Raw genomic sequence first — 24,817 nt, forward strand, 5'->3', positions numbered from 1 at the left:
AGACGGCAGGACAGCCGGCACGGCCGCGAGGCGATGTGAATTTTCCGCATCGGTTCGCGGCCGCCCGCCGGCGCGGGCCGCCTCGCGAACCGGCAGGCAGCGGCGCTCAGGCCGCCGCGGTGGCCTCGGCCAGCACCAGCTCCACGATGTCCTTCATGATGCGGTTGAGCTCGAAATCCTTCGGAGTGTAGATGCGCGCCACGCCGCAGGCGCGCAGCTCGGCCGCGTCCGCCTCCGGGATGATGCCGCCCGCCACCACCGGCACGTCGTCGAGCCCGGCGCGGCGCATGCGCTCCATCACGTCGCGGATCAGCGGCAGGTGCGAGCCGGAGAGGATCGACAGCCCCACCACATGGGCCCCCTCCTCCAGCGCCGCGTTCACGATCTGCGCGGGCGTGAGGCGGATGCCCTCGTAGACCACTTCCATGCCGCAATCGCGGGCGCGCACCGCGATCTGCTCGGCGCCGTTGGAATGGCCGTCGAGCCCGGGCTTGCCCACCACGAACTTGATGCGCCGGCCCAGCCGGGCCGAGGCCTCCTCCACCATCCCGCGCAGCTCGGCCAGGCTCTCCGAGCCCGTCGCCGCCGCCTTGCCTACGCCGGTGGGGGCGCGGTATTCGCCGAAGACCTCGCGCATCGCCGCACCCCATTCCCCAGTGGTCACCCCCGCCTTCGCGGCGGCGACGGAGGGCGGCATGATGTTCTCGCCCGCCCGCGCGGCGGCCTTCAGCGCCTCCAGCGCCGCGGCCACGGCGCCCGCGTCGCGCCCCGCGCGCCAGGCCTCCAGTGCTGCCACCTGCCCGGCCTCCAGCGCGGGGTCGACCACGAGGATGCCGCCCTCGCCGGCGGTGAGCGGCGAGGGCTCGGTGCCCTCGAAGCGGTTCACCCCCACCACCGTGGTCTCGCCGCTCTCGATCCGGGCGAGGCGGGCGGAATTCGCCTCCACCAGGGCGGCCTTCATGTAGTCGATCGCCTGCACCGCGCCGCCCATTTCGTCGATCTTCGCGAGCTCGGCGCGCGCGCCTTCCTTCAGCGCCTCCACCTTCGCGTCGACCGCCGGGTTGCCGTCGAACAGGTCGCCGAACTCCAGCAGGTCGGTCTCGTAGGCGAGGATCTGCTGCATGCGCAGCGACCATTGCTGGTCCCACGGCCGCGGCAGACCCAGCGCCTCGTTCCAGGCGGGAAGCTGCACCGCCCGGGCGCGGGCCTTCTTCGACAGGGTCACCGCCAGCATCTCGAGCAGGATGCGGTAGACGTTGTTCTCCGGCTGCTGCTCGGTGAGGCCGAGCGAGTTCACCTGCACGCCGTAGCGAAAGCGGCGGGCCTTCTCGTCCTCCACGCCGTAGCGGGTGGCGCAGATCTCGTCCCACAGGTCGGTGAAGGCGCGCATCTTGCACATCTCGGTCACGAAGCGGATGCCGGCGTTCACGAAGAAGGAGATGCGCTGCACCACCTTCGGGAAATCCTCCTCCGGCACCTGGCCGCGCACCTCGTCGAGCACGGCGCAGGCGGTGGCGAGCGCGAAGGCCAGCTCCTGCTCCGGCGTCGCTCCCGCCTCCTGCAGGTGGTAGGAGCAGACGTTCATCGGGTTCCACTTCGGCACCTCGGTGTAGCAGTAGCGCGCGATGTCGCCGATCAGCCGCAGCGAGGGCTCGGGCGGGAAGACATAGGTGCCGCGCGAGAGGTATTCCTTGATGATGTCGTTCTGCACCGTGCCCTGGAGGGCGGCCAGGTCGGCGCCCTGCTCCTCGGCCACGGCGATGTAGAGCGCCAGCAGCCAGGCCGCGGTGGCGTTGATGGTCATCGAGGTGTTCATCTGCTCGAGCGGGATATCGGCGAAGAGGGCGCGCATGTCGCCGATATGGCTCACCGGCACGCCCACCTTGCCCACCTCGCCGCGCGCGAGCACATGATCGCTGTCATAGCCGGTCTGGGTGGGCAGGTCGAAGGCCACGGAGAGGCCGGTCTGCCCCTTGGCGAGGTTGGCGCGGTAGAGCGCGTTCGAGGCCGCGGCCGTGGAATGGCCGGCATAGGTGCGGAACAGCCAGGGTCTGTCAGTCGCCATCGCTCTCTCCTCCTCCCCCCTCACGAACAGCCTGTGCGTCTGGCCGATTCGGGTCCATGCTGCTCTGGCTGGCTATAGGATATTCCGCAGCGCAGCGCAAATGGTGAAGCAACAATCTGTCTTCACAGATTTATCTTTGGAACTTTCCTTGCGCAACGATCTTTCACTCGATGCGCAGATTCCGCCTTGCGTGCTCGCGCTTGAAATGTAATGACCCGATTGCACTATAATAAGACTGATTGTTGCGCAGCCATTGCCCGGCTGCCCCCAGAACGGCAGGAGGAAAGACGCATGCCCCCGATGGAAGACGCCATGCCCCGGCCCACGGGTACCGCACCGCAAAAGGATCTCTACCGCGTGGGAGAGATCCCGCCGCTCGGCCATGTGCCCGCGCAGATGCACGCCTGGGCCATCCGCCGCGAGCGCCACGGCGAGCCCGACACCGCCATGCAGCTCGAGGTGGTCGACACGCCGAAGCCCGACGCGAACGAGGTGCTGGTGTTCGTGATGGCCGCCGGGGTGAACTACAACGGCGTCTGGGCCGCGCTCGGCATTCCCATCAGCCCGTTCGACGGCCACAAGGCGCCCTATCACATCGCCGGCTCCGATGCCTCGGGCATCGTCTGGGCCGTGGGCGAGAAGGTCACCCGCTGGAAGGTGGGCGACGAGGTGGTCATCCACTGCAACCAGGACGACGGCGACGACGAGGAGTGCAACGGCGGCGACCCGATGTTCTCCCCCTCGCAGCGCATCTGGGGCTACGAGACGCCCGACGGCTCCTTCGCCCAGTTCACCTGCGTGCAGTCGCGCCAGCTCATGCGCCGGCCGGCCCACCTCACCTGGGAGGAGAGTGCGTGCTACACGCTCACGCTCGCCACCGCCTATCGCATGCTCTTCGGGCACAAGCCGCACGTGCTGCAGCCGGGTGACAACGTGCTGGTCTGGGGCGCCTCGGGGGGCCTCGGCTCCTACGCGGTGCAGCTCATCGCCACGGCGGGCGCCAACGCCATCGGCGTGATCTCGGAGGAGGACAAGCGCGACTTCGTGCTCTCCCTCGGCGCCAAGGGGGTGCTGAACCGCAAGGACTTCAAGTGCTGGGGCCAGCTCCCCACCGTGAACACGGAGGAGTACAAGACCTGGTTCGGCGAGGTGCGCAAGTTCGGCAAGGCGATCTGGGACATCACCGGCAAGGGCGTGAACGTGGACATGGTGTTCGAGCACCCGGGCGAATCCACCTTCCCGGTCTCCACCTTCGTGGTGAAACGCGGCGGCATGGTGGTGATCTGCGCCGGCACCACCGGCTTCAACCTCACCATGGACGCGCGCTACATCTGGATGCACCAGAAGCGCATCCAGGGCAGCCATTTCGCCAACCTCAAGCAGGCCTCCGCCGCCAACAACCTGATGTGCGAGCGCCGGCTCGACCCCTGCATGTCCGAGGTTTTCCCCTGGGACCAGATCCCCGACGCGCACATGAAGATGCGCCGCAACGAGCACAAGCCGGGCAACATGGCCGTGCTGGTCTCGGCCCCCGCGCCGGGCCTGCGCACCTTCGAGGACGCGGTGGAGATGAGCCTCGCCTCGGCCTGAGCGGCGCCGCGAATCACCTCTCCCCGGCCCGGCGCCCCGCCCGGCCGGGGCAGGCGCCACCACGGATCAGCCGCTTGGCGCCACCTGCCCTCGCAGTTTCGGGGGAGTTGAAGACAGCGAGTTCTTCGGCGAAAAGATCCGTGATACTTTTAAATTAATTGCCCATTAACTTTTCTTAAAGAGACTCACCCATGACACAGCACTGGATGATCGACGTACTTCTTGATCTGAGCCAATGCGCCCGCGAACACCAGTACGCGGCGCTCGGCGAGGTTCTGGACGACGCCATTCTGGTCGCCGCTGCCGAGTTCCGGCAGCGCGGGGCCGTGTCCGACACGGGTGAGGGGGATGACGCGCAAGCTGGAGACCGTGCTGGAGACGCTGAAGGGCACTCACTGCGCTGAGAGCCTGCAGAGCCTCGTGGAAGATCTCCGCGGCATCTACGATGTCGAGCATGTCGTCTACCACGCGCTGAACATCGCCGGCTCGCCCTATGCCGCGCTCACCTACACCAACGAATGGGTGGACCGCTACATCGAGGAAGACCTCGGCCGCATCGACCCGGTGATCCAGACCGCGATGCGCCGCTTCCACCCGCTGGACTGGAAACGGCTCGACTGGACCCCTCCCGGCGCCCGGACCATGCTGGGCGAGGCCATCGCCAACGGATTGGGAAACCAGGGGTATACCCTGCCGATACGCGGGCCTCGCGGCCAGTTCGCGCTGTTCACCGTGAACGCCTCCGCGGCCGACCGGAGCTGGGACAGCTTCACCGCCGAGACCGCGCAGGACCTGATGCTGATCTCGCATTTCATCCACCAGAAGGTGCTCGAGATCGAGAACGTCGAGGAAAAGGCCCCGGGGCGCGAGCTTTCCCCGCGCGAGCGCGACACGCTGCATTTCCTCGCCCTCGGCTATGGCCGCGCCCAGATCGCCGACCGGCTGGGCATTTCCGAGCACACGCTGCGGGTCTATGTCGACAGCGCGCGCTTCAAGCTCGGCGCGCTGAACGCCACCCATGCGGTGGCAGTCGCCGTCTCCTCCGGCATCATCTTCCCCTGAAGCCCGCCCCGGCGTTGCGCGCAGGCCCCGCCCGGCGCGCGTTGCGCGGGCTGCGGCTGAGCGCGCGGTCGCGCGGGATTAACCATGAAGCGCCAAGCCTTCCGCAGTCGCAACCTGCCGAGGGCCGCCCCGATGATCCGCTACGTCTGTGCTGATGAACTCGCCCGCTTCCCCCGCCTCGCCGCCACCATGTTCCGCGACCGCGCCATCCAGTTCAGCCACCGGCTGCGCTGGGAGGTCTCGGTCGACGACATCGGCGCCGAGCGAGACCAGTACGACGCGCTGAACCCGATCTACGCCATCTGGCAGCGCCCGGACGGCAGCCACGGCGGCTCCATGCGCATCCTGCCCACCACCGGGCGCACCATGGTCAACGAGCATTTCCGCCACCTCAACGGCGGGGTGGAGATCAGCACCCCGCTGGTGTGGGAATGCACCCGCTTCTGCCTCGCCCCCTCCGCCATGCGAAACCCGCGTGAGGCCGCATTGATCCCCGCCGCGCTGATGCTGGCGGGCTGCGAGCTGGGGCTGCGCTTCGGCCTCACCCACGCGGTGGGGGTGTTTGACGCCCGGATGATCCGCATCTACCGCAGCCTCGGCTGGTCGCCGGAGATCCTCGGGCGCGAGGGCACGGGCCGCTCGGCCGTGGCCGTGGGCCTCTGGCCGGTGGACGACGCGAGCCGCCGCGCCATTGCCGCCCGCTCCGGCCTGCCGGCGCGCATCGCCGCGGAATGGTTCGAGCTCTCCTTCCCCGAAACGAACATGGCCGCCATCGCCGCGGAATGATGCCCCCGGGGCTGGCCGAACCGGCCCGCCCCGGGGGCAGGGCGAACGGGTCAGGCTGACAGGGCCTGACCCTGCATTCTCGCCCTAACCGATTGAAACAGCGCAAAATACTTTTTCAGATTGTGATTCAATCCGAAACGGTTTTGCTCTAAAACTGCCCGGGCGCAACCCCCGGAGCCCCGATGCAGTTTTCCCCCGACCAGGCGGCCGCCTACGACGCCATCGCCGAGCGCCTCGCCGCAGCGGGGGTCGACCTCGCCAATGGCTCCACCACCCCGGCGCGCGAGGATGCGGCGCGCGGCGTGCTCGCGGTGCTCGGCAAGGCGGGCTCGGGCAAGACGCTGCTGCTCGCCGAGCTGGTGAAGGAGCTGCTCGCCGCCGGCGTGCAGGCCGTCTCGGCGGACTGGGAGGGCAAGCGCAAGCAGGACCGGCGCACCTTCGCCGTGCTCGCCCCCACCAACAAGGCCGCCTCGGTGCTGCGCAACCGCGGCGTGCCGGCCACCACCATTCACCGCATCCTCTACACCCCGGTCTACGACCCCGAGTACGAGCGCATCGCCGAGTGGCTGGCCGGCGAGGGCGAGCGCCCGGTGATCGAGGGGCTGACCGACGAGGCGCTCGACCGCGCGCATGCCTTCTACCAGCTCAACCCCTCCATCCCCGGGGCGCTGGCCACCGCCGGCCTGCGCGGCTCCGACTTCATCACCGGCTGGAAGCGCCGGGAAGACCCGCTCGACATCGGCCTGATCGACGAGAGCTCGATGCTCGACGACCGGCAGATGGAGGACCTGGGCGAGATCTTCTCCACCCTGCTGCTGTTCGGCGACCCGGCGCAGCTCGCGCCCGTCGGCCAGTCCGGCTCCATGGCCTTCGACACCCTGCCCGAGGGCCGGCGCCTCATCCTGTCGCGCGTGCACCGGCAGGCGGCGGACAACCCGATCCTCGACCTCGCCCATGCGCTGGCCGATGAGAACCTGCGCTTCGACCAGTTCGAGCGCATGATCGAGGACGCGGCGAAGCGCGACGACCGGGTGCGGGTGAGCCCGCGGGTGGATGCCACGCTGATGTCGCGCTCGCCGGTGCTGGTGTGGCGCAACGCGACGCGCATCCGCCTCATCAACGCCTTCCGCGGCGCCTACCAGGCCCCGGAGGACGCGCTGCTGCCCGGCGAGCCGCTGATCTGCGACGGCATCGAGCTGCCGCTCAAGCACCGCAAGAAGCGCATCGACCTCGAGGCCCGCGGCCTGATCAAGGGCGCGCAAGTGATCTACCTCGGCGCCGGGCGCAAGCCGGGCTTCTCGCGCCTGCACGTGGTGGGCGCGGAAGACCCGAGGGTGAACGCCGCCTGCATCGTGCAGATCGAGAAGCCGGGGGAGGAGGAGCCCTTCATCCCCTTCGCCGCGCGCATGGGCGCCACCTTCCTGCACGGTGCGGCGGTGACCATCCACAAGGCGCAGGGCTCGCAGTGGCGCGAGGTGCAGGTGTTCGCCCCCGATCTCTATGCCGCCGCGCAGTCCGGCCGTGCGGAGGCCGGCATCCCGCTGTGGAAGCGCCTCGCCTATGTCGCCATCACCCGCGCCGAGGAGCGGCTGCACTGGGTGACGCGCTACATGCTGGCCCGCCCGGCCGAGCCGCTCGGGATCGAGGACCTCCCCGCCCCCACGCCGCAGTTCGACCTCACGGTGCAGGAGCAGGAGGCCTGAGCAGCGCGGCGAGATGCGCCGTCACCGCCTCCGGCCGCTCGAGCGAGGCGATGTGCCCGCAACCGGGCAGGCTCTCGAAGACGGCGCCGGGCAGCGCCGCCAGCCCCGCGTGCAGCCGCGGCGGGCACACCCGGTCCTCCGCCCCCACCAGCACGCGCAGCGGCACCGGCGGCAGGCCGGCGAGCCGCGGCAGCATGTCGGCCCGCCCGTCGAGCGCACGGGACTGGGCGTGGTAGGCCGCCTCGGGCACCGCCGCCATCCGCGCCGCCATCTCGCCGCCCAGACGGGCCGCAGCACCCGCATCATGGCCGAAGAACTTCGCCACGAAGGGGGTGACGAAGGCGCCCAGCCCCTCACGCCTAACCCGCTCGCGCTGGCCTGCGCGCCACTCCCGCTCCACCGACCGGGCGGCGAAGGGGTCGGTGTCCATCACGCAGACACCGGCGAGGCGCTGCGGCGCGCGGGCCAGCACCTCCAGCGCCACCATGCCGCCGAGCGACAGGCCGGCGAGCGCGAAGCGCTCCGGCGCCTCGGCGAGCAGCCGCTCGGCCATGCCGGCGATGCTGTCGTCGCGCGTGATGTCGGCAATGGCGATGTCGCCGCCCAGTGCCGCCATCTGCGGCGCGTAGAGCCAGGCACCGCAGAGATGGCCGGGCACGAGGATCAGCCGCATGCCGCCTCCGGCCCCCCCGCGGGGCTCATCCGAACTGCTCCGCCCGGATGCGGTAGAGCATGTGCCGGCGCAGGGGCCCGGAGGCCACGGCGGGGTGGTCGAAATCCTCGCCCGCATCGCGCCGCATGCCCAGCCGCTGCATCACCCGCTCCGAGGCGCGGTTCGGCAGGGCGGTGAAGGCCACGATCTCCGCCAGCCCGCGCACCCGGAAGCCCCAGCCCAGCATGGCCCGCGCCGCCTCCGTGGCATAGCCCTGCCCCCAGGCGAAGCGGGCAAAGCGCCAGCCCACCTCCACGAAGGGCCCGAGCGGCGCGAAATCGCCCCGCGCCAGCCCCGCCATGCCGAGAAAGGCGCCGTCCTCGCGGCGGATCACCGGCATGAAGCACATGCCGTCGCGCTCCATGCGCACATGCTGGCGGGCGATGGCGGCGTCGCTCTGGTCACGGGTGAGGGGCGCGGGGAAGTGGCGCATCACCTCCGGATCGGTGTTCAGCGCGGCGAAAGGCGCGTGGTCCTCCGCCTGCCACATGCGCAGCACCAGCCGCTCGGTGCCGAGGTGGAAGCGCCCGACCGTGCTCACGCCCCGCCCCGCCGCCCCGGGCCGCGCGCCCGCTCCAGCGACAGGCGCATCTGCGCGATCTCCTCGCGCGAGCGCGAACGCTCCAGCGCGTGCATCGCCTGCTCGATATAGCCCAGATGCGCCTCCACCGCGGCGCGGGCGGCGGCGGGCTCGCGCGCGAGGATGGCGGTGAGGATGGCGCGGTGCTGGCCCAGAAGCTCGTCACGCGTGGCGCGCACCGAGAACAGAACCTGCCGGTTGTAGAACACGCCGCGGCGCAGCAGGTCGAACATCGAGCGCATCATGTGCAGCATCACCACGTTATGCGCGGCCTCCACGATGGACATGTGGAAGTCGGCGTCGAGCCCGGCTTCCTCATCCGGGTTGCGCTTGTCATGCGCGGCCTCCATGCGGGCGAAAATGGCCGAGATCACCGCATGGTCGGCCTCCGAACCGTGGCGGGCGGCACGGTCGGCGGCCAGCCCCTCGAGGTCGCGGCGGAAGGAGAGATAGTCGAACAGCGCCGCGTCATGGGTGGCGAAGAGCTCGATCAGCGGCGGCGCGAAGGCCGAGCCCAGCACCTCGGCCACGAACACGCCGGAGCCCGGGCGGGTGACCACGAGCCCCCGCTCCTCCAGCTCGGCCAGCGCGAGGCGCAGCGAGGGGCGCGAGACCGCGAGCTGCTCGGAGAGCTCGCGCTCCGCCGGAAGCCGGGCGCCGGGGCGCAGGATGCCGCGCAGGATCAGCTCCTCGATCTGGCGGCGCACCGCCTCGGACACCTTCTCCGGCACGATCTTGCGAAACGGCATGCCGTTCTCCTTCTTCCGCCCGGAAAATGGACGAGCCGCCGCCCCGCGGCAAGGCCGCAATAGTAGCAATGGCCGGGCCGCTGCGGGCGCCCGGGAAAATCCTTCAGCCGGCGGTTTCGGCCGCCCGGCATTTCGCACTACATTCAGCGCGAACCGGAGGTCCCCCATGCGCTATTTCCCGATGTTCTTCGACCTGCGCGGCCGCGGCGTGCTGCTGGCCGGCGGCGGCGAGCAGATTGCCCAGAAGGCACGGCTGCTCACCCGCACCGAAGCGCGGCTCGAGATCATGGCCGCGGAGATCGACGAGGAACTCGCGGGCCACGTCGCCTCCGGCCGCGCCAGCCACGTGGCGAAGGTCTACGACGAGGCGGCGATCGACCGCGCGGCGCTGCTCTTCGCCGCCTCAGGCTGCTGCGGGATAGACGCGATGATCGCCGCGCGCGGTCGCGCGCGCGGCGTGGTGGTGAACGTGATCGACCGCCCGGCGCTCTGCGACGTGATCACCCCCGCGCTGGTCGACCGCGACCCGCTGGTGGTGGCGATCGGCACCGAGGGCGCCGCCCCGGTGATGGCGCGCGAGGTGAAGACCCGGCTCGAGACCATGCTGGAGCCCGAGATCGGCGGGCTGGTGGCCCTCGCCGGCCGCCTGCGCGAGACCGTGGCCGAGACCGTGCCGCCGGTGGGCCGCCGGGCCTTCTGGGAATGGGTGTTCGAGGGCCCGCCGCGACGGCTCTGGCAGGAGGGCGCCGAGGCGGAGGCCGAGGCCGCCATCCGCGCCCGCGCGGCCGAGGGCGGGGCGGGCGGCTCTGCGGCGCTGGTCTCGGTGATCGCCCTGCCCGGGGAGGTCGACCTGCTGCCGCTGCGCGCCGTGCAGCGCCTGCAGTCCGCCGGCATCGTGCTGCACCCGCCGGGGCGCGGCGCGGAGGTGCTGGAGCTCGCCCGCCGCGACGCCGAGCGCGCCACCCTCGCCACCGGCGGCACGGAACGGGTGGCGGACCAGCTCCGCGCCGCCTGCGCCGAACACGCCCGCGTGGTGGTGCTGCTCACCGCCGGCGACACCGACACCCCCGCCCTGCGCGCCGCGCTGGAGGCCGAGGGCATCGCCTGCGAGCCCATCGGCGCGGGCTGAGGCCCCGGGCGCATGCTTCCGGGCGCGGCGGGCCCGCGCGGCCTCAGCCGGGTGCCCGCCTCGGCGCGGTGAGAACGGCGGCCGGCAGGGGCAGGAATTCCGGGCCCGGGCGGCGCAGTGCCCCGCCTCCGCGGCGCCTGGTGCTCGACAAGCCCGCCTCGGCGCTCGAAATGACGGTGCAGGTGCAGATCGTGGAGCTGCCGCGCGAATTTCAGGCGCGCCGCGGCCTCGCCTATCTTCGTCAGCCACGATTTGCGCGTGGTGCGCGCGCTGAGCCCAAAGGTGATGGTGATACGCCACGGCCTGCGCCGAGGGCCCCTTGCGGGCGCCTGAGCGAAGGAAAGCGGAGAGCGTGGCCGTGGGGGAGCCCCCGGCGGCCGGCCGGGCGGTGTCACCCGGTGCCTGGCGGCGTGGGCGGGGGACCGGGCCTGCCGGGGTCCGCCTCGGCGAGGCTGCGAGCGCCCCGCGCAGGGGGGCCGCTCCGGCTTTCGCCGCCGCGCGCCCAGGCGCGACGGATCGGTGGGAAATGCCCCGGGCGGGGGTGCCGCCCGGGGCGCGGGCTCACTTCGTGGCCGGGATGATGTAGACCTCGACGCGGCGGTTGCGCGCGCGGCCCGAAGGCGTGTCGTTGCTCGCGATCGGGTCGGTCTCGCCCATGCCGGCACTCTCGATGCGGGCGGCGTTCACGTTGCGGCGCACGAGGGCACTGGCCACGGCCTGGGCGCGGCGCTCGGACAGGCGCTGGTTGTAGTCGTCGGCGCCGGTGCTGTCGGTGTGGCCGATCACGTCGATGTAGCTCGACGGGTACTCGTTGAGGCTCTGGGCCAGCTCGTTGATGGCCCGGCGGCTCTCCGGCTTCAGCGCGACGCTGTCGGTGTCGAAGGTGATGCCGTCCGGCAGGCTCACGAGCAGCCGGTCGTTCTCGCGCGTGACGGTGGCGCCGGTGTCGGCCATGCTCTCGCGCAGGTCCTGCTCCTGCCTGTCGAGATAGGTGCCGACACCCGCGCCGACGAGCAGGCCGATACCCGCACCCACCAGCGCGTTGCGCCGGTCGTCGCCGCCGACCAGAAGGCCGCCCAGCGCACCGGCGGCCGAGCCGATGGCGGCGCCGCCGAGCACGTTGCGGCTGGCGCTGCCGTCTTCGGTGCAGCCGGTTGCGACCAGCATGGCCGCCACACATGTCCCCGCGAGAAGATGTTTCATTACGCTTTCCTCTTTGTCTTCTTCCGACTTTCGGACCCAGGGGTTATACGGCGCGGCCGCTCCCCTCCGTCGCTGCATGCATCTAGCCCGAACCGGGCAAAGGCAAACGACAAGTTCGTCATCGCCCCGTTCCGGACCGGGCGCACGGCGGGTGACGGTGCGTAAACCGCGCCACGCCCGCCCCGGCCCCTTCAGCCCCGCGCGCGCAGCGCGACGCGGCGGATCTTGCCCGAAACCGTCTTCGGCAGTTCCGTGACGAAGTCGATCTCGCGGGGGTACTTGTAGGGCGCGGTCTGGCGCTTGCAGAAGTCCTGCAACTCGGCCACCAGCGCCGCGTCGGGCTCATGCCCCGCCGCCAGCACCACGAAGGCGCGCACGATCTGGCCGCGCGTGGGGTCCGGCGCGGCGACAACGGCGCTCTCGGCCACGGCGGGGTGCTCGAGCAGCGCGCTCTCCACCTCGAAGGGGCTGATGCGGTAGCCGGCCGAGAGGATCAGGTCGTCGGCCCGGCCGATGAACCAGAAATATCCGTCCGCGTCGCGCCGGGCGGTGTCGCCGGTGTAGTACCAGCCGTTGCGGAAGGCGCGGCGGTCGCGGCCCTCGGGGGTGATGTAGCCGTCGAAGAGGCCCGGCGGCCAGGGGTCGGTGACACGCACGCCGATGTGGCCGATCTCGCCGGGGGGCAGCCGGGCGCCGTCATCACCGATCACGTCGATGTCGAAGCCGGGCAGCGGCCTGCCCATCGCGCCGGGGCGGATCTCCATGCCGGCGCAATTGCCGATCAGGCAGATCGCCTCGGTCTGGCCGTAGCCGTCGGCGATGAGATGGCCGGTGGCGCGCTGCCACACCCGGATCGCCTCGGGGTTCAGCGGCTCGCCGGAGCCGAGCGAGCGGCGGATCGAGCTCAGGTCGTAGCCCCCGAGATCATGCTGGGCCAGCATGCGGTAAACCGTTGGCGGGGCGCAGAAACTCGTGACGCGGAAGCGCTCGATCACGGCCAGGTGGGCGGCGGCGTCGAAGCGTTCGGGGGCATCGTAGAGCAGCACGCGCGCGCCCAGCATCAGCGGCGGGTAGAGCTTGCCCCAGGCGGCCTTGGCCCAGCCGGTGTCGGTGAGGGTCCAGTGCAGGTCGTCCTCGCGCAGGTCCATCCAGAACAGGCCGGTGGCGGCATGGGCGAGGGCATAGGAATGATCGCGCGGCACCAGCTTCGGCGCCGAGGTGGTGCCGGAGGTGAAATAGACCATCATCAGGTCGGTGGCGCGGGTGCGCACGGCGGGCGGCGTGTCCGGCGCTGCGGCGAGCAGGTCGTCGAGCGTGCGCCAGCCGTCGCGCGCGGGGCCGGCGGTGATCAGGTGGCGCAGGGAGGGGCATTCGGCGGCGATGGTCTCCACCTTGCCGCAATGCTTTCCGGTGACCACCACCGCCTCGGCGCCGGTGGCCTGCACCCTCCAGGCGATGTCGCGCGCGGTGAGCAGCGTGGTGCCGGGCACGGTCACCACCCCGGCCTTGTTCGCGCCCAGCATCACGGTGAACCAGCCCGGCACCCGCTCCATCACCACCATCACATGGGCACCGGGCGCGAGGCCGAGCTGCGCCAGCGCATGGGCGAAACGGTTGGTGAGGGAGGAGAGCTCGCCGAAGCTGATGTCGCGCACCGTCTCCATGTCCTCGGACACGGCGGTGATGGCGATCCTGCCGGGCGGATGAGCGTCCACCACGTCGCGGCCGAAATTGAAGAATTCCGGCATGTCGGGCGTGTAGGCCTCGACGGCCCGGGCATAGTCGCGGGGGATGTGGCCGAAACCGGGCAACGCGGCAGAACTCCGGAAAGGGGCGGCCGGAGAGGCCCGGCCGCCCGATTTCCTATCAGGAATGGATGGCGCCGTCACCACAGGCAAGCGCCGCCTCGCGCACCGCCTCGGAGAAGGTGGGATGCGCGTGGCAGGTGCGCGCCACGTCCTCGGCCGAGGCGCCGAACTCCATCGCAACGCAGATCTCGTGGATGAGCTCGCCCGCCGCGGGGCCGATGATATGGGCGCCCAGCAGCCGGTCGGTCTCGGCATCGGCGAGCAGCTTCACGAAACCGTCGGTCACCAGGTTGGCCTTGGCGCGGCCGTTGGCCATGAACTGGAACTTGCCGACCTTGTACTTGCGGCCCTGCTCCTTGAGCTGCTCCTCGGTGAGGCCCACGGAGGCCACCTCGGGCGCGGTGTAGATCACGCCGGGGATGACGTCGTAGTTCACGTGGCCCTTCTGGCCGGCGATGCTCTCGGCCACGGCGATGCCCTCGTCCTCGGCCTTGTGGGCGAGCATCGGGCCGGTGGTCACGTCGCCGATCACCCAGATGCCGTCGACATTGGTCTTGCCGTGGCTGCCCTTCACCTGGCCGCGCTCGGTCATCTCCACGCCGACACCGTCGAGCCCGAGGCCTTCGGTGAACGGGCGGCGGCCGGTGGCGAGCAGCACCACGTCGGTGTCGATGCTGGCCTCGCTGTCATCCTTGCGCAGCTTGTAGGTGACTTTCAGGCTGTCGCCTTTCTCCACGCCCTGCACCGCGGCGCCCATCACGAACTTGATGCCCTGCTTTTCCAGCAGCTTGCGGAACTGGCGCTGCACCTCGGCGTCCATGCCCGGGGTGATGGCGTCGAGGAACTCGACCACGGTCACGTCGGTGCCGAGGCGCTTGTAGACCGAGCCGAGCTCCAGCCCGATCACGCCGGCGCCGATCACCACCATGCTCTTCGGGATCTCCTTGAGCTCCAGCGCGCCGGTGGAGGAGACCACGCGCTCCTCGTCGACCTCGACCCCCTTGAGCGGCGAGACCTCGGAGCCGGTGGCGATGACGATGTTCTTCGCCGTGTGCTTCTCCTCGCCCACGGTGACCTCGCCCTTCGCGGTGATCTTGCCCCAGCCCTTGAGCCAGTCGATCTTGTTCTTCTTGAACAGGAACTCGACGCCCTTCACGTTGCTCTCGATCACCGCGCTCTTGTGGCCCAGCATCTTCTCCCAGTCGACGGTGACGCCGCCGGTGGAGATGCCCATGGTCTCGAAATTGTGCGCGGTCTCGTGCACCATCTCGGAGGCGTGCAGCAGCGCCTTGGAGGGGATGCAGCCCACGTTGAGGCAGGTGCCGCCGAGGGTCTCGCGGCCCTCGACACAGGCGGTCTTGAGCCCCAGCTGGGCGCAGCGGATCGCGCAGACATAGCCCCCCGGGCCGCCTCCGATGATGATCACGTCATAGCTGGCCATGGAAGTCTCCTCGAAGTTCAGCTTTGGCGGCGGGCAGGGCCCGGCCGGATTGTGTCGCGCGCCGCCTCACACGAGAGCGGCAATGAGCATCAGCACCGCGGCAGCGAAGCCGATGGCAAAGCACAGGCTGCGCCAGGGGCTCAGCCCGAAGGCGTAGCAAGGCACATAGACCACCCGGGCGGCAAGCCATACCCAGGCACATGTGGCGGTGAAGGCGGAGCCCGCGTCCGAGAGCGTGACCGAAACCGCCGCCGCCCCGTAGAGCACCAGCGCCTCGGTCATGTTGCCCAGCGCGCGGTGCAGGCGGCCGGCGATGCCGGTGAGCTGCAGCGGCTCGTCGCGCGGGCCCATTGTGGCGCGGGGGCCGAGCTGGAGGTTCGCCGGCACCGCCATCAGCCCGAACTGGACCGCGAGCAGCAGCCCGCCGAGCGCCAGGACGGTGATTTCGGTGCCAGCACTCAACGCCCGGCCTCCCCTTCTCGAGGGGCGGCGGCACGCGGCCGCCGCCCGGTCGGGCGGATCAGAGATCCATCAGCAGGCGGCGCGGGTCCTCGAGGGCTTCCTTCACCCGCACGAGGAAGGTCACGGCGCCCTTGCCGTCGACGATGCGGTGATCGTAGCTCAGCGCCAGATACATCATCGGGCGGATCTCGATCTTGCCGCCGATCACCATCGGCCGCTCCTGGATCTTGTGCATGCCGAGGATGCCCGACTGCGGGGGGTTCAGGATCGGCGAGGACATCAGCGAGCCATAGACGCCGCCGTTCGAGATGGTGAAGGTGCCGCCCTGCATCTCGGCCATCGACAGCTTGCCGTCGCGGCCGCGCTTGCCCAGCTCGGCGATCTTCTTCTCGATCTCGGCGAAGGACATCTGGTCGGCGTCACGCACCACCGGAACCACCAGGCCAGCCGGCGTGCCGACGGCCACACCGATGTGGTAGTAGTTCTTGTAGACCACGTCCTGGCCGTCGATCTCGGCGTTCACGTCCGGAACCTCGGCCAGCGCGTGGCAGCAGGCCTTCACGAAGAACGACATGAAGCCGAGCTTGGTGCCGTGCTTCTTCTCGAACAGGTCCTTGTACTCGTTGCGCAGCGCCATGATGCCGCTCATGTCCACCTCGTTGTAGGTGGTCAGCATCGCGGCGGTGTTCTGCGCGTCCTTCAGGCGGCGGGCGATGGTCTGGCGCAGGCGCGTCATGCGCACCCGCTCCTCGCGGCTCGCGTCGGAGGCAGCCACCGGCGCGCGCGGCGCCTGGGCGGGGGCCGGCGCGGCGGAGGGGGCCGAGACCGCCTTCATCACGTCTTCCTTCATCACCCGGCCGTCACGGCCCGAGCCCTGCACCTGGTCGGAGCTGAGCCCCTTCTCGGCCATGAGCTTCTTGGCGGAAGGCGCATCCTCCACGTCCTTCGCGCCGGAGGCGGCGGGCGCCGGGGCCTCGGCCGCCGGCTTCGCCGCGGGCGCGGCGCCGGAGGCGGAGAGCACGGCGAGCTTGCCGCCGGCCTGCACCGTGGCGCCTTCCTCGACCAGGATCTCGGAGAGCACGCCGGCCGACGGGCTCGGCACCTCGACCGACACCTTGTCGGTCTCCAGCTCGCAGAGCATCTCGTCCTGCGCCACGGTGTCGCCGGGCTTCTTGAACCAGCTCGCCACGGTCGCCTCGGTGACGCTCTCGCCCAGCGAGGGCACCATCACGTCGATGGCGTCGCCACCGGCGGGCGCCTCGGCGGCGGCCTCCGGCTCGGCCTTCTCGGCGGGTTTCGCCGGGGCGGCAGCAGCCTCGCCCCCCTCGGAGACGGTGGCCAGCAGCGCGTCGACACCGACGGTCTCGCCCTCGGCCGCGACGATCTCGCCCAGGGTGCCGGCCACGGGGCTCGGCACCTCGACGGTCACCTTGTCGGTCTCCAGCTCGCAGAGCATCTCGTCGACCGCGACGGCATCACCGGGTTTCTTGAACCAGGTGGCAACCGTCGCCTCCGTCACGCTCTCGCCAAGGGTCGGGACCCGTACTTCAGTGCTCATCACATACCTCTCAGAGCGTCAGCGCTTCGGTCACGAGCGCTTCCTGTTCCTGTTTGTGTTTGGTCGCAAGGCCGGTGGCCGGCGAGGCCGAAGCCCGGCGCCCGACATAGCGCGGGCGCGCATGCGTGGCGCCGATGCGGCTCAGCACCCATTCGATGTTCGGCTCGACGAAGGTCCAGGCACCCTGGTTCTTCGGCTCTTCCTGGCACCAGATCACCTCGGCCTCCTTGAAGCGCGCGAGCTCCTTGGTGAGCGAGAGCGCCGGGAACGGGTAGAACTGCTCCAGCCGCAGCAGGTAGATGTTGTCGGCGCCCGCGGCGTCGCGCGCCTCGAGCAGGTCGTAGTAGACCTTGCCCGAGCAGATCACCACGCGCTTGATCTCGTCGTCGGGCACCAGCTGCAGCTCGGAATGGCCCTTCTCCGCATCGTCCCAGAGGACGCGGTGGAAGGAGGAGCCGGTCGCGAGATCGGCCAGCGGCGAGACGCAGAGCTTGTGGCGCAGCAGCGACTTGGGCGTGACCAGCACCAGCGGCTTGCGGAAGCTGCGGTGCAGCTGCCGGCGCAGGATGTGGAAGTAGTTCGCCGGGGTCGAGCAGTTGGCCACGATCCAGTTGTCCTCGGCGGAGAGCTGCAGGAAGCGCTCCAGCCGGGCGGAGGAATGCTCCGGCCCCTGGCCCTCGTAGCCGTGCGGCAGCAGCATCACCAGGCCGGACATGCGCAGCCATTTCGACTCGCCCGAGGAGATGAACTGGTCGATCATGATCTGGGCGCCGTTGGCGAAATCGCCGAACTGGGCCTCCCAGAGCGTGAGCGCGTTCGGCTCGGCCAGCGTGTAGCCATACTCGTAGCCCAGCACCGCGTACTCGGAGAGCATCGAGTCGACGACCTCGTACTGCGCCTGGCCCTCCTTGAGATGGTTGAGCGGCAGGTAGCGCTCCTCCGTCTCCTGGTCGATGATGCCGGAGTGCCGCTGGCTGAAGGTGCCGCGGGTGGCGTCCTGGCCGGAGAGGCGCACCGGGTAGCCCTCGGTGAGCAGGGTGCCGAAGGCCAGCGCCTCGGCGGTCGCCCAGTCGATGGAGGTGCCTTCCTCGAGCATGGTGCGCTTGCCCTCGAGCAGCCGCTCCACCGTGCGGTGGGGCTGGAACTTCTCGGGCAGGGTGCACAGCCGGGTGCCGACCTCGCGCAGCGTGTCCTCGGCCACGGCCGTCTCGCCGCGCTGGTATTCGCCACCTTCGCGCGAGAGGCCCGACCAGCGGCCGTCCAGCCAGTCCGCCTTGTTGGGGCGATACTCCTTGCCGGCCTCGAACTCCTCGTTCAGCTTGGCCTGGAACGAGGCCTTCATGTCCTCGATCTCGCCCTCGGGCATCAGCCCGTCGGCCACCAGCCGGTCGGTGTAGAGCTGCAGCGTGGTCTTGTGCCGCTTGATGCTCTTGTACATCAGCGGCTGGGTGAACATCGGCTCGTCACCCTCGTTGTGGCCGAAGCGACGGTAGCAGAACATGTCGATGACCACGTCCTTGCCGAACTTCTGGCGGAACTCGGTGGCCACCTTCGCGGCATGCACCACCGCCTCGGGGTCATCGCCGTTCACGTGGAAGATCGGGGCCTCCACCATGAGCGCGATGTCCGTGGGGTACGGGGAGGAGCGCGAGTTGTGCGGGGCGGTGGTGAAGCCGATCTGGTTGTTCACCACGATGTGGATGGTGCCGCCGGTGCGGTGGCCCTTCAGGCCGGAGAGGCCGAAACACTCCGCCACCACGCCCTGGCCGGCGAAGGCCGCGTCGCCGTGCAGCAGGATGGGGAGCACCGCGCGGCGCTCGGCATCGTTGAGCTGCTGCTGCTTGGCGCGCACCTTGCCCAGCACCACCGGGTTCACCGCCTCGAGATGCGAGGGGTTGGCGGTGAGCGAGAGATGCACGGAATTGCCGTCGAACTCGCGGTCCGAGGAGGCGCCGAGGTGGTATTTCACGTCGCCCGAGCCGTCCACGTCATCGGGCTTGAACGACCCGCCCTGGAACTCGTTGAAGATGGCGCGGTAGGGTTTCATCAGCACGTTGGCGAGCACGTTGAGGCGGCCGCGGTGGGGCATGCCGACCACGACTTCCTTCACCCCCAGCGCGCCGCCGCGCTTGATGATCTGCTCCATCGCGGGGATCAGCGCCTCGCCGCCGTCGAGGCCGAAGCGCTTGGTGCCCATGTATTTCACATGGAGGAACTTCTCGTAGCCCTCGGCCTCGACCAGCTTGTTGAGGATGGCGCGGCGCCCCTCGCGGGTGAAGGCGATCTCCTTGCCGTAGCCCTCGATGCGCTCCTTCAGCCAGGAGGCCTCCTCGGGGTTGGAGATGTGCATGTACTGCAGCGCGAAGGTGCCGCAATAGGTGCGCTTCACCAGCGCGGTGATCTCGCGCAGCGAGGCGGTCTGCAGGCCGAGCACGTTGTCGAGGAAGATCGGCCGGTCCATGTCGGCCTCGGTGAAGCCGTAGGTCTTGGGGTCGAGCTCGGGATGCGCTTCCTCGGGGGTGAGCCGCAGCGGGTCGAGATCGGCCGCGAGATGGCCGCGGATGCGGTAGGCGCGGATCAGCATCAGGGCGCGCATCGAATCGATGGTCGCCTTGCGCACGTCCGTGTCGGAGAGCGAGACGCCCTTGGCCTCGGCCTTCGCCTTGATCTTCTCGCCGACCTTCGCCTCGGTCTCCGGGCCCCAGTCACCGTCCAGCGCCGAGACGAGCTCGCCGTTGGCCACCGGCGGCCAGTCGGCGCGCAGCCAGCTCGGGCCGGTCGCCTCTGCCGTCACGTCGGCGGGCGCGTCACCGAGGGCGCGGAAGAATTCCTGCCAGCTCTCGTCCACCGAGGAGGGGTCCGCGGTGTATTTCGCGTAGAGCTGCTCGATGAAATCGGCGTTCTGCCCCTGCAGGAACGAGGAGGAGTGGAAGAGCGTGTTCGGCGACTGCTCTGTCATGGCGGTCCGGGCCGGCCTCTGGCCCGCTCCCTGTGCTGCCCCGAGGCGGGGCGTTTGCGGTTTGCCCCGCGCTCGGGGCGTTGATCTTCGCCCCCGGTGGGGCGTCGGAGGTGGTGGCGCACCTTGGCGCGCCACCCGTTACCATTTAGCCAATGGCCTTCAGAACCGCCTCGCCGAGGCCCGCCGGGCTGTCGGCAACCACGATCCCGGCCGACTTCATGGCCTCGATCTTGTCTTCCGCACCGCCCTTGCCGCCGGCGATGATCGCCCCGGCATGGCCCATGCGGCGGCCCTTCGGCGCGGTGCGCCCGGCGATGAACCCGGCGACCGGCTTCTTGCGGCCCCGCTTCGCCTCGTCGGCGAGGAACTGCGCGGCCTCTTCCTCGGCGGAGCCGCCGATCTCGCCGATCATGATGATGGACTGGGTCTCATCATCGGCAAGCAGCCATTCCAGCGCATCGATGTGCTCGGTGCCCTTGATCGGGTCGCCACCGATGCCGATGCAGGTCGACTGGCCCAGGCCGGCGGCGGTGGTCTGCGCCACGGCCTCATACGTAAGCGTGCCGGAGCGCGAAACCACACCCACGCTCCCGCGCTTGTGAATATGCCCCGGCATGATGCCGATCTTGCACGCATCCGGCGTGATCACGCCCGGGCAGTTCGGGCCGATGAGGATGGAGGACGAGCCCTGCAGGGCGCGCTTCACCCGCATCATGTCCAGCACCGGGATGCCCTCGGTGATGCACACGATCAGCTCCAGGCCGGCGTCGATGGCCTCGAGGATCGAGTCGGCCGCGAACGGGGGCGGCACGTAGATCGCGGTCGCGTTGGCGCCGGTCACGTGGCGCGCCTCGGCCACGGTGTCGAACACCGGCAGGTTCAGGTGGGTCTGGCCACCCTTGCCCGGGGTCACGCCGCCGACCATCTTGGTGCCGTAGGCGATCGCCTGCTCGGAGTGGAACGTGCCCTGCGAGCCGGTGAAGCCCTGGCAGATCACCTTGGTGTTTTCGTTTACGAGTACGGCCATGAGGGCCTCCCTTCGTAGTGGCGCCACCGCGCCGTGCATGTACTGTCGCGCGGGGGTCTCCCGCGCTGGATCCTGTCAGCCGCCGTCAGTCGGCGGTAAATCCGATCGAGCTGCCCTGCCCGCCGCAGGCCTCTTCGCGCCCCGAGGAGCCGAAGGTGACCGCGATGCTGGCCTCGCCGGTCTCGACCACCGGGCCCGCGCATTCCCCCTCACCGGGGGTGCTCTCGAACCCGGCCGCGGAGACCGCCTGGCCGGCAAGCGCCTTCGCCTCGTCGAGCGACACGGCCTTGGCCTCGAAGCGGCAGCTGCCGCCCTCGGGGCTCACCATGCCGCCCACGCCGCCCTGCGCGAACTCATGCGTGGGCTGGCCCTCGTAGGTCAGCTCGGCATGTTTCCAGCCGGCGGCCTCGAACGCGTCCACCGCGCCCTGCAGGTCGTCGGCATTGGCAAGGCAGGTCTCGAAGGCCGCGCCGAGGCTGGGCCCCGGCTCGGTCGTGCTCAGATCCGCCGCGCCGGCCGCCGAGGCGCCGGTGAGCAGGAAGGTTGCGATGAGGGCGAGGCTGCGCATCGGATCAGCCCTTGACCGCCTTGACGATCTTCTGCGCGGCGTCGGCGAGGTTGTCGGCAGCGATCACGGCCAGGCCGCTCTCGTTGATGATCTTCTTGCCCAGCTCCACGTTCGTGCCCTCGAGGCGCACGACCAGCGGAACCTGCAGCCCGACTTCCTTCACCGCGGCGATCACGCCCTCGGCGATGACGTCGCAGCGCATGATGCCGCCGAAGATGTTCACGAGGATGCCCTTCACCTGGCTGTCGGAGGTGATGATCTTGAACGCCTCGGTCACCTTCTCCTTCGTGGCGCCGCCGCCGACGTCGAGGAAGTTGGCCGGCTCCGCGCCGTAGAGCTTGATGATGTCCATCGTCGCCATCGCGAGGCCGGCGCCGTTGACCATGCAGCCGATCTCGCCATCGAGCGCGATGTAGTTCAGGTCGAACTTGGAGGCGGCGAGTTCCTTGGGGTCTTCCTCGGTCTCGTCGCGCAGGCTCATGATGTCCTGGTGGCGGTACATCGCGTTGCCGTCGAAGCCCATCTTGCAGTCGAGGCACTTCACGTTGCCGTCGGTGGTCAGGATGAGCGGGTTGATCTCGAGCATCTCGAGATCCTTCTCGATGAACAGCTTGTAGAGATCGGAGACCAGCTTCACGCACTGCTTGAACGCGGCGCCCTTGAGGCCGAGCTCGAAGGCCACCTTGCGGCCGTGGAAGCCGGAGAGGCCGGAGGCCGGGTCGACCGAGAAGGTCAGGATCTTCTCGGGCGTGGACGCCGCCACTTCCTCGATGTCCATGCCGCCCTCGGTGGAGACCACGAAGGACACGCGCGAGGTCTGCCGGTCGACGAGCAGCGAGAGGTAGAACTCCTTCTCGATGTCCGAGCCGTCCTCGATGTAGACGCGGTTGACCTGCTTGCCGGCATCGCCGGTCTGGATGGTCACGAGGGTGCGGCCCAGCATCTTCTGGGCTTCCTCGGCGGCTTCCTCGACCGACTTGCAGATGCGCACGCCGCCCTTGGGGCCCGCCTCGGCTTCCTTGAAGGAACCCTTGCCGCGGCCGCCCGCGTGGATCTGCGCCTTCACGACCCAGATGGGGCCGTCAAGCTCGCCGGCCGCACTCTTGGCCTCCTCGGCCCGCAGGACGATACGCCCGTCCGACACGGGGGCCCCGTAGGCCTTCAGAAGCTGCTTTGCCTGGTATTCGTGGATGTTCATCGCACTCGCTCCGATTCATCTGCATCTGCGGGCCCGCCGGGGGCCACCGCGATTAAGGGGGAGCCTTAGCAAGATTCATTGCTTTGACAACCGCCCAACCGCTATCTCCCGCCGGTTGCGGAAAAGAAAACGGCTTTTGTGATCACATGATTTTTTCTTGTGATCACATCGATGGGGCACGGCGCCGAATCGGGCTCCGCGGCCTTGGTGGCGCGACTCATCGCCCCGTCGGGCCGGCCCGGTCGGCCTGCCCGGAAAACAGAAAGGGCCCGGCGATGCGCCGGGCCCTTTCGCTTACCATCCTCGTTCCGGCCTCACGCCAGCGTCGAGTCGATGCCCTTGCAGGCCTCCACGAGGCCCTGGACGGCGCTGACCGACTTGTCGAACATCGCCTGCTCGTCCTTGTTGAGCTTGATGTCGACGATGCGCTCGATGCCGCCGGCACCGATCACGGTCGGCACGCCGACATACATGCCCTTCAGGCCGTAGGGGCCGTCCACGTAAGCCGCGCAGGGCAGCAGGCGCTTCTGGTCCTTCAGGTAGGCCTCGGCCATCTGCACGGCGGAGGCGGCGGGGGCGTAGAAGGCCGAGCCGGTCTTCAGCAGGCCGACGATCTCGGCGCCGCCGTCACGGGTGCGCTGCACGATGGCGTCGAGCTTTTCCTGGGTGGTCCAGCCCATGGTCACCAGATCGGGCAGCGGGATGCCGCCGACGGTGGAGTAGCGGGTGAGCGGCACCATCGTGTCGCCGTGGCCGCCGAGCACGAAGGCCGACACGTCCTTCACGGACACGTCGAATTCCTCGGCCAGGAAGTAGCGGAAGCGGGCGCTGTCGAGCACGCCGGCCATGCCGACAACTTTCTCCTTCGGCAGGCCGGAGAACTCGCGCAGAGCCCAGACCATCGCGTCCAGCGGGTTGGTGATGCAGATGACGAAGGCGTTCGGGGCATATTCCTTGATGCCCTCGCCGACGGCCTTCATCACCTTGAGGTTGATGCCCAGCAGGTCATCGCGGCTCATGCCCGGCTTGCGCGGCACGCCGGCGGTGACGATGCACACGTCCGCGCCCTCGATGGCCGAATAGTCGTTCGCACCGCTCAGCGCGGCGTCGAACCCGTCAACCGGGCTCGATTCCGCGAGATCGAGCGCCTTGCCCTGCGGCACGCCCTCGGCGATGTCGAAAAGGACTACGTCACCGAGTTCCTTGAGGCCCACGAGGTGGGCGAGCGTGCCGCCGATCTGTCCGGCGCCGATCAGTGCGATCTTGGCTCTCGCCATGGCTGAGTTCTCCCAGGTGTTTGGTCAAAACGGGTGCGGAGTAGCCCGAAATCGGGATTTTCGCAAGTGCAACACACGTTCACCATTGATCCGGGGTCGCCCGGAGGCCATGAGTCGGGCCGTGCAACCCCCGGGGATGACTATGCAGTTCGACTGGCTTTTCTTCGCGATGACCATCCCGGCGGTGATCTTCGCAGGTGTCTCGAAAGGCGGGTTCGGCGCCGGCGCCGGCTTCGCCGCAACCCCCTTCCTGGCCTTGATTCTCCCGCCGCACGTGGCCGTGGGGCTGATGCTTCCGCTGCTCATGGTGATGGACGTGACCTCGCTGCGCGTCTACTGGCGCAAGTGGGACTGGCGCAACGCCCGGGCCATCATGGCGGGCGCGGTGCCGGGTGTGCTCCTCGGCATGCTGCTGTTCAACTGGGCGAACCCGGACGTGATCCGGCTGGTGATCGGCCTCACCGCGGTGGGGTTCGTGGCCTTCCAGCTCGCCCGGGCACGGGGGCTGATCAGCTCCGCGCCGCGGCCGTTCCGCCTCGCCTCCGCCGGGTTCTGGGGCATGGCGAGCGGTTTCACCAGCTTCGTGAGCCACGCGGGCGGGCCGCCTGCCGCCATCCACCTGCTGGGCCAGCAGCTCGACAAGCGCACATACCAGGCCACCACGGTGCTGATCTTCTGGTGGATCAACCTCATCAAGCTGCCGCCCTTCCTCGCGCTCGACATCATCACCAGCCGCTCGCTTCTCGCCGACCTCATCCTCGCGCCGGTGGCCATCCTCGCCACCCTGCTGGGGGCCTGGGCGCACAACCACGTGCCGGAGAAGCCCTATTTCGCCGCCGTCTACGTGTGCCTCGTGATCACGGGGGGAAAACTGATCTTCGACGGGCTCACCTGAGCCCGCCGACCGTCACTCCCGGGGAGCGCACCCGCCGAAAGTCGC

The 24,817-nt window shown here is 69.6% G+C and carries 21 protein-coding genes and 1 pseudogene; 8 read left to right on the forward strand and 14 right to left on the reverse strand.

Annotated features, from left to right (window positions below):
- Positions 1-106: 106 nt before the first annotated feature.
- The gene (locus tag D3P35_RS04720; protein ID WP_255418341.1) at positions 107-2,089 is read right to left on the reverse strand and encodes a protein meaA; all 1,983 of its coding nucleotides are present in this window, start codon (positions 2,087-2,089) and stop codon (positions 107-109) included.
- A 276-nt stretch (positions 2,090-2,365) separates the two neighbouring features.
- Here D3P35_RS04720 and ccrA point away from each other — a divergent pair, with 276 nt between their 5' ends.
- The 5 genes from ccrA to D3P35_RS04740 all read left to right on the forward strand — a co-directional run bounded on the left by ccrA (position 2,366) and on the right by D3P35_RS04740 (position 7,206).
- On the forward strand, positions 2,366-3,655 hold the full coding sequence (gene ccrA / locus D3P35_RS04725; RefSeq protein WP_118133426.1) for a crotonyl-CoA carboxylase/reductase: 1,290 nt from the start codon (positions 2,366-2,368) through the stop codon (positions 3,653-3,655).
- 191 nt (positions 3,656-3,846) lie between these two features.
- Entirely contained in the window at positions 3,847-4,059 is a 213-nt protein-coding gene (locus D3P35_RS26055; RefSeq protein WP_157982038.1) for a hypothetical protein, read from the forward strand.
- A complete protein-coding gene (locus D3P35_RS04730; RefSeq protein ID WP_118133306.1) occupies positions 4,004-4,717 on the forward strand; it encodes a LuxR family transcriptional regulator in 714 nt (237 codons plus the stop codon). Before D3P35_RS26055 ends, D3P35_RS04730 begins: the two co-directional genes overlap by 56 nt.
- Positions 4,718-4,849: 132 nt before the next feature.
- Complete coding sequence (locus D3P35_RS04735) at positions 4,850-5,503, forward strand: acyl-homoserine-lactone synthase (RefSeq protein WP_118133307.1); 654 nt, start codon at positions 4,850-4,852, stop codon at positions 5,501-5,503.
- A gap of 182 nt (positions 5,504-5,685) precedes the next feature.
- On the forward strand, positions 5,686-7,206 hold the full coding sequence (locus D3P35_RS04740; RefSeq protein WP_118133308.1) for an ATP-dependent RecD-like DNA helicase: 1,521 nt from the start codon (positions 5,686-5,688) through the stop codon (positions 7,204-7,206).
- Here the strand turns inward: D3P35_RS04740 and D3P35_RS04745 are convergent.
- The 3 genes from D3P35_RS04745 to D3P35_RS04755 are packed head-to-tail and all read right to left on the reverse strand — an operon-like array spanning position 7,181 to position 9,247.
- On the reverse strand, positions 7,181-7,879 hold the full coding sequence (locus D3P35_RS04745; RefSeq protein ID WP_157982039.1) for an alpha/beta fold hydrolase: 699 nt from the start codon (positions 7,877-7,879) through the stop codon (positions 7,181-7,183). The genes D3P35_RS04740 and D3P35_RS04745 overlap by 26 nt on opposite strands.
- Positions 7,880-7,904: 25 nt before the next feature.
- Entirely contained in the window at positions 7,905-8,459 is a 555-nt protein-coding gene (locus D3P35_RS04750) for a GNAT family N-acetyltransferase (protein WP_232830383.1), read from the reverse strand.
- Positions 8,456-9,247 carry an FCD domain-containing protein gene (locus D3P35_RS04755; protein WP_118133310.1) on the reverse strand — a complete coding sequence of 264 codons (792 nt, stop codon included), beginning with the start codon at positions 9,245-9,247 and terminating at the stop codon, positions 8,456-8,458. The genes D3P35_RS04750 and D3P35_RS04755 overlap by 4 nt, the downstream gene beginning before the upstream one ends.
- Before the next feature lie 166 nt (positions 9,248-9,413).
- Here D3P35_RS04755 and D3P35_RS04760 point away from each other — a divergent pair, with 166 nt between their 5' ends.
- A complete protein-coding gene (locus D3P35_RS04760; RefSeq protein WP_157982040.1) occupies positions 9,414-10,376 on the forward strand; it encodes a siroheme synthase in 963 nt (320 codons plus the stop codon).
- Positions 10,377-10,504: 128 nt separating this feature from the next.
- Positions 10,505-10,679, forward strand: a pseudogene (locus D3P35_RS26690) (microcin ABC transporter ATP-binding protein); the annotation flags it as partial.
- A 258-nt stretch (positions 10,680-10,937) separates the two neighbouring features.
- Here D3P35_RS26690 and D3P35_RS04765 read toward each other — a convergent pair.
- The 10 genes from D3P35_RS04765 to mdh form a co-directional block, all read right to left on the reverse strand.
- Positions 10,938-11,579, reverse strand: coding sequence for an OmpA family protein (locus D3P35_RS04765; RefSeq protein ID WP_118133312.1), 642 nt, complete (start codon positions 11,577-11,579; stop codon positions 10,938-10,940).
- 191 nt (positions 11,580-11,770) lie between these two features.
- A complete protein-coding gene (locus D3P35_RS04770; protein ID WP_198670463.1) occupies positions 11,771-13,390 on the reverse strand; it encodes an acyl-CoA synthetase in 1,620 nt (539 codons plus the stop codon).
- A gap of 55 nt (positions 13,391-13,445) precedes the next feature.
- On the reverse strand, positions 13,446-14,828 hold the full coding sequence (lpdA, locus tag D3P35_RS04775) for a dihydrolipoyl dehydrogenase (RefSeq protein WP_118133313.1): 1,383 nt from the start codon (positions 14,826-14,828) through the stop codon (positions 13,446-13,448).
- Between the two features lie 66 nt (positions 14,829-14,894).
- Positions 14,895-15,290 (reverse strand): MAPEG family protein, encoded by a 396-nt coding sequence (locus D3P35_RS04780; RefSeq protein ID WP_232830384.1) that lies wholly within the window; start codon positions 15,288-15,290, stop codon positions 14,895-14,897.
- Between the two features lie 58 nt (positions 15,291-15,348).
- Entirely contained in the window at positions 15,349-16,848 is a 1,500-nt protein-coding gene (gene odhB, locus D3P35_RS04785) for a 2-oxoglutarate dehydrogenase complex dihydrolipoyllysine-residue succinyltransferase (RefSeq protein WP_118133314.1), read from the reverse strand.
- A gap of 10 nt (positions 16,849-16,858) precedes the next feature.
- Positions 16,859-19,807, reverse strand: coding sequence for a 2-oxoglutarate dehydrogenase E1 component (locus tag D3P35_RS04790; RefSeq protein WP_118133315.1), 2,949 nt, complete (start codon positions 19,805-19,807; stop codon positions 16,859-16,861).
- A gap of 145 nt (positions 19,808-19,952) precedes the next feature.
- Positions 19,953-20,834 carry a succinate--CoA ligase subunit alpha gene (gene sucD / locus D3P35_RS04795; RefSeq protein WP_118133316.1) on the reverse strand — a complete coding sequence of 294 codons (882 nt, stop codon included), beginning with the start codon at positions 20,832-20,834 and terminating at the stop codon, positions 19,953-19,955.
- Between the two features lie 85 nt (positions 20,835-20,919).
- The gene (locus D3P35_RS04800; RefSeq protein WP_118133317.1) at positions 20,920-21,402 is read right to left on the reverse strand and encodes a hypothetical protein; all 483 of its coding nucleotides are present in this window, start codon (positions 21,400-21,402) and stop codon (positions 20,920-20,922) included.
- Positions 21,403-21,406: 4 nt separating this feature from the next.
- A complete protein-coding gene (sucC, locus tag D3P35_RS04805; protein WP_118133318.1) occupies positions 21,407-22,600 on the reverse strand; it encodes an ADP-forming succinate--CoA ligase subunit beta in 1,194 nt (397 codons plus the stop codon).
- Positions 22,601-22,914: 314 nt separating this feature from the next.
- Entirely contained in the window at positions 22,915-23,877 is a 963-nt protein-coding gene (mdh, locus tag D3P35_RS04810; protein WP_118133319.1) for a malate dehydrogenase, read from the reverse strand.
- A gap of 142 nt (positions 23,878-24,019) precedes the next feature.
- Between mdh and D3P35_RS04815 the strand changes: the two genes are divergently transcribed.
- Positions 24,020-24,772: a sulfite exporter TauE/SafE family protein gene (locus D3P35_RS04815; RefSeq protein WP_118133320.1), complete on the forward strand. Its 753-nt coding sequence runs from the start codon at positions 24,020-24,022 to the stop codon at positions 24,770-24,772.
- Positions 24,773-24,817 lie beyond the last annotated feature (45 nt).

It is taken from the genome of Oceanicella sp. SM1341 (assembly GCF_003448965.1).
Classification (GTDB): domain Bacteria; phylum Pseudomonadota; class Alphaproteobacteria; order Rhodobacterales; family Rhodobacteraceae; genus Paroceanicella.

Bases quoted from the DNA above. Each gene is read 5' to 3' on its own strand.
- ccrA (WP_118133426.1), top strand. From the start codon at position 2,366: ATGGAAGACGCCATGCCCCGGCCCACGGGTACCGCACCGCAAAAGGAT.
- D3P35_RS26055 (WP_157982038.1), top strand. From the start codon at position 3,847: ATGACACAGCACTGGATGATCGACGTACTTCTTGATCTGAGCCAATGC.
- D3P35_RS04730 (WP_118133306.1), top strand. From the start codon at position 4,004: ATGACGCGCAAGCTGGAGACCGTGCTGGAGACGCTGAAGGGCACTCAC.
- D3P35_RS04735 (WP_118133307.1), top strand. From the start codon at position 4,850: ATGATCCGCTACGTCTGTGCTGATGAACTCGCCCGCTTCCCCCGCCTC.
- D3P35_RS04740 (WP_118133308.1), top strand. From the start codon at position 5,686: ATGCAGTTTTCCCCCGACCAGGCGGCCGCCTACGACGCCATCGCCGAG.
- D3P35_RS04745 (WP_157982039.1), bottom strand. From the start codon at position 7,879: ATGCGGCTGATCCTCGTGCCCGGCCATCTCTGCGGTGCCTGGCTCTAC.
- D3P35_RS04755 (WP_118133310.1), bottom strand. From the start codon at position 9,247: ATGCCGTTTCGCAAGATCGTGCCGGAGAAGGTGTCCGAGGCGGTGCGC.
- D3P35_RS04760 (WP_157982040.1), top strand. From the start codon at position 9,414: ATGCGCTATTTCCCGATGTTCTTCGACCTGCGCGGCCGCGGCGTGCTG.
- D3P35_RS04765 (WP_118133312.1), bottom strand. From the start codon at position 11,579: ATGAAACATCTTCTCGCGGGGACATGTGTGGCGGCCATGCTGGTCGCA.
- lpdA (WP_118133313.1), bottom strand. From the start codon at position 14,828: ATGGCCAGCTATGACGTGATCATCATCGGAGGCGGCCCGGGGGGCTAT.
- odhB (WP_118133314.1), bottom strand. From the start codon at position 16,848: ATGAGCACTGAAGTACGGGTCCCGACCCTTGGCGAGAGCGTGACGGAG.
- D3P35_RS04790 (WP_118133315.1), bottom strand. From the start codon at position 19,807: ATGACAGAGCAGTCGCCGAACACGCTCTTCCACTCCTCCTCGTTCCTG.
- sucD (WP_118133316.1), bottom strand. From the start codon at position 20,834: ATGGCCGTACTCGTAAACGAAAACACCAAGGTGATCTGCCAGGGCTTC.
- D3P35_RS04800 (WP_118133317.1), bottom strand. From the start codon at position 21,402: ATGCGCAGCCTCGCCCTCATCGCAACCTTCCTGCTCACCGGCGCCTCG.
- sucC (WP_118133318.1), bottom strand. From the start codon at position 22,600: ATGAACATCCACGAATACCAGGCAAAGCAGCTTCTGAAGGCCTACGGG.
- mdh (WP_118133319.1), bottom strand. From the start codon at position 23,877: ATGGCGAGAGCCAAGATCGCACTGATCGGCGCCGGACAGATCGGCGGC.
- D3P35_RS04815 (WP_118133320.1), top strand. From the start codon at position 24,020: ATGCAGTTCGACTGGCTTTTCTTCGCGATGACCATCCCGGCGGTGATC.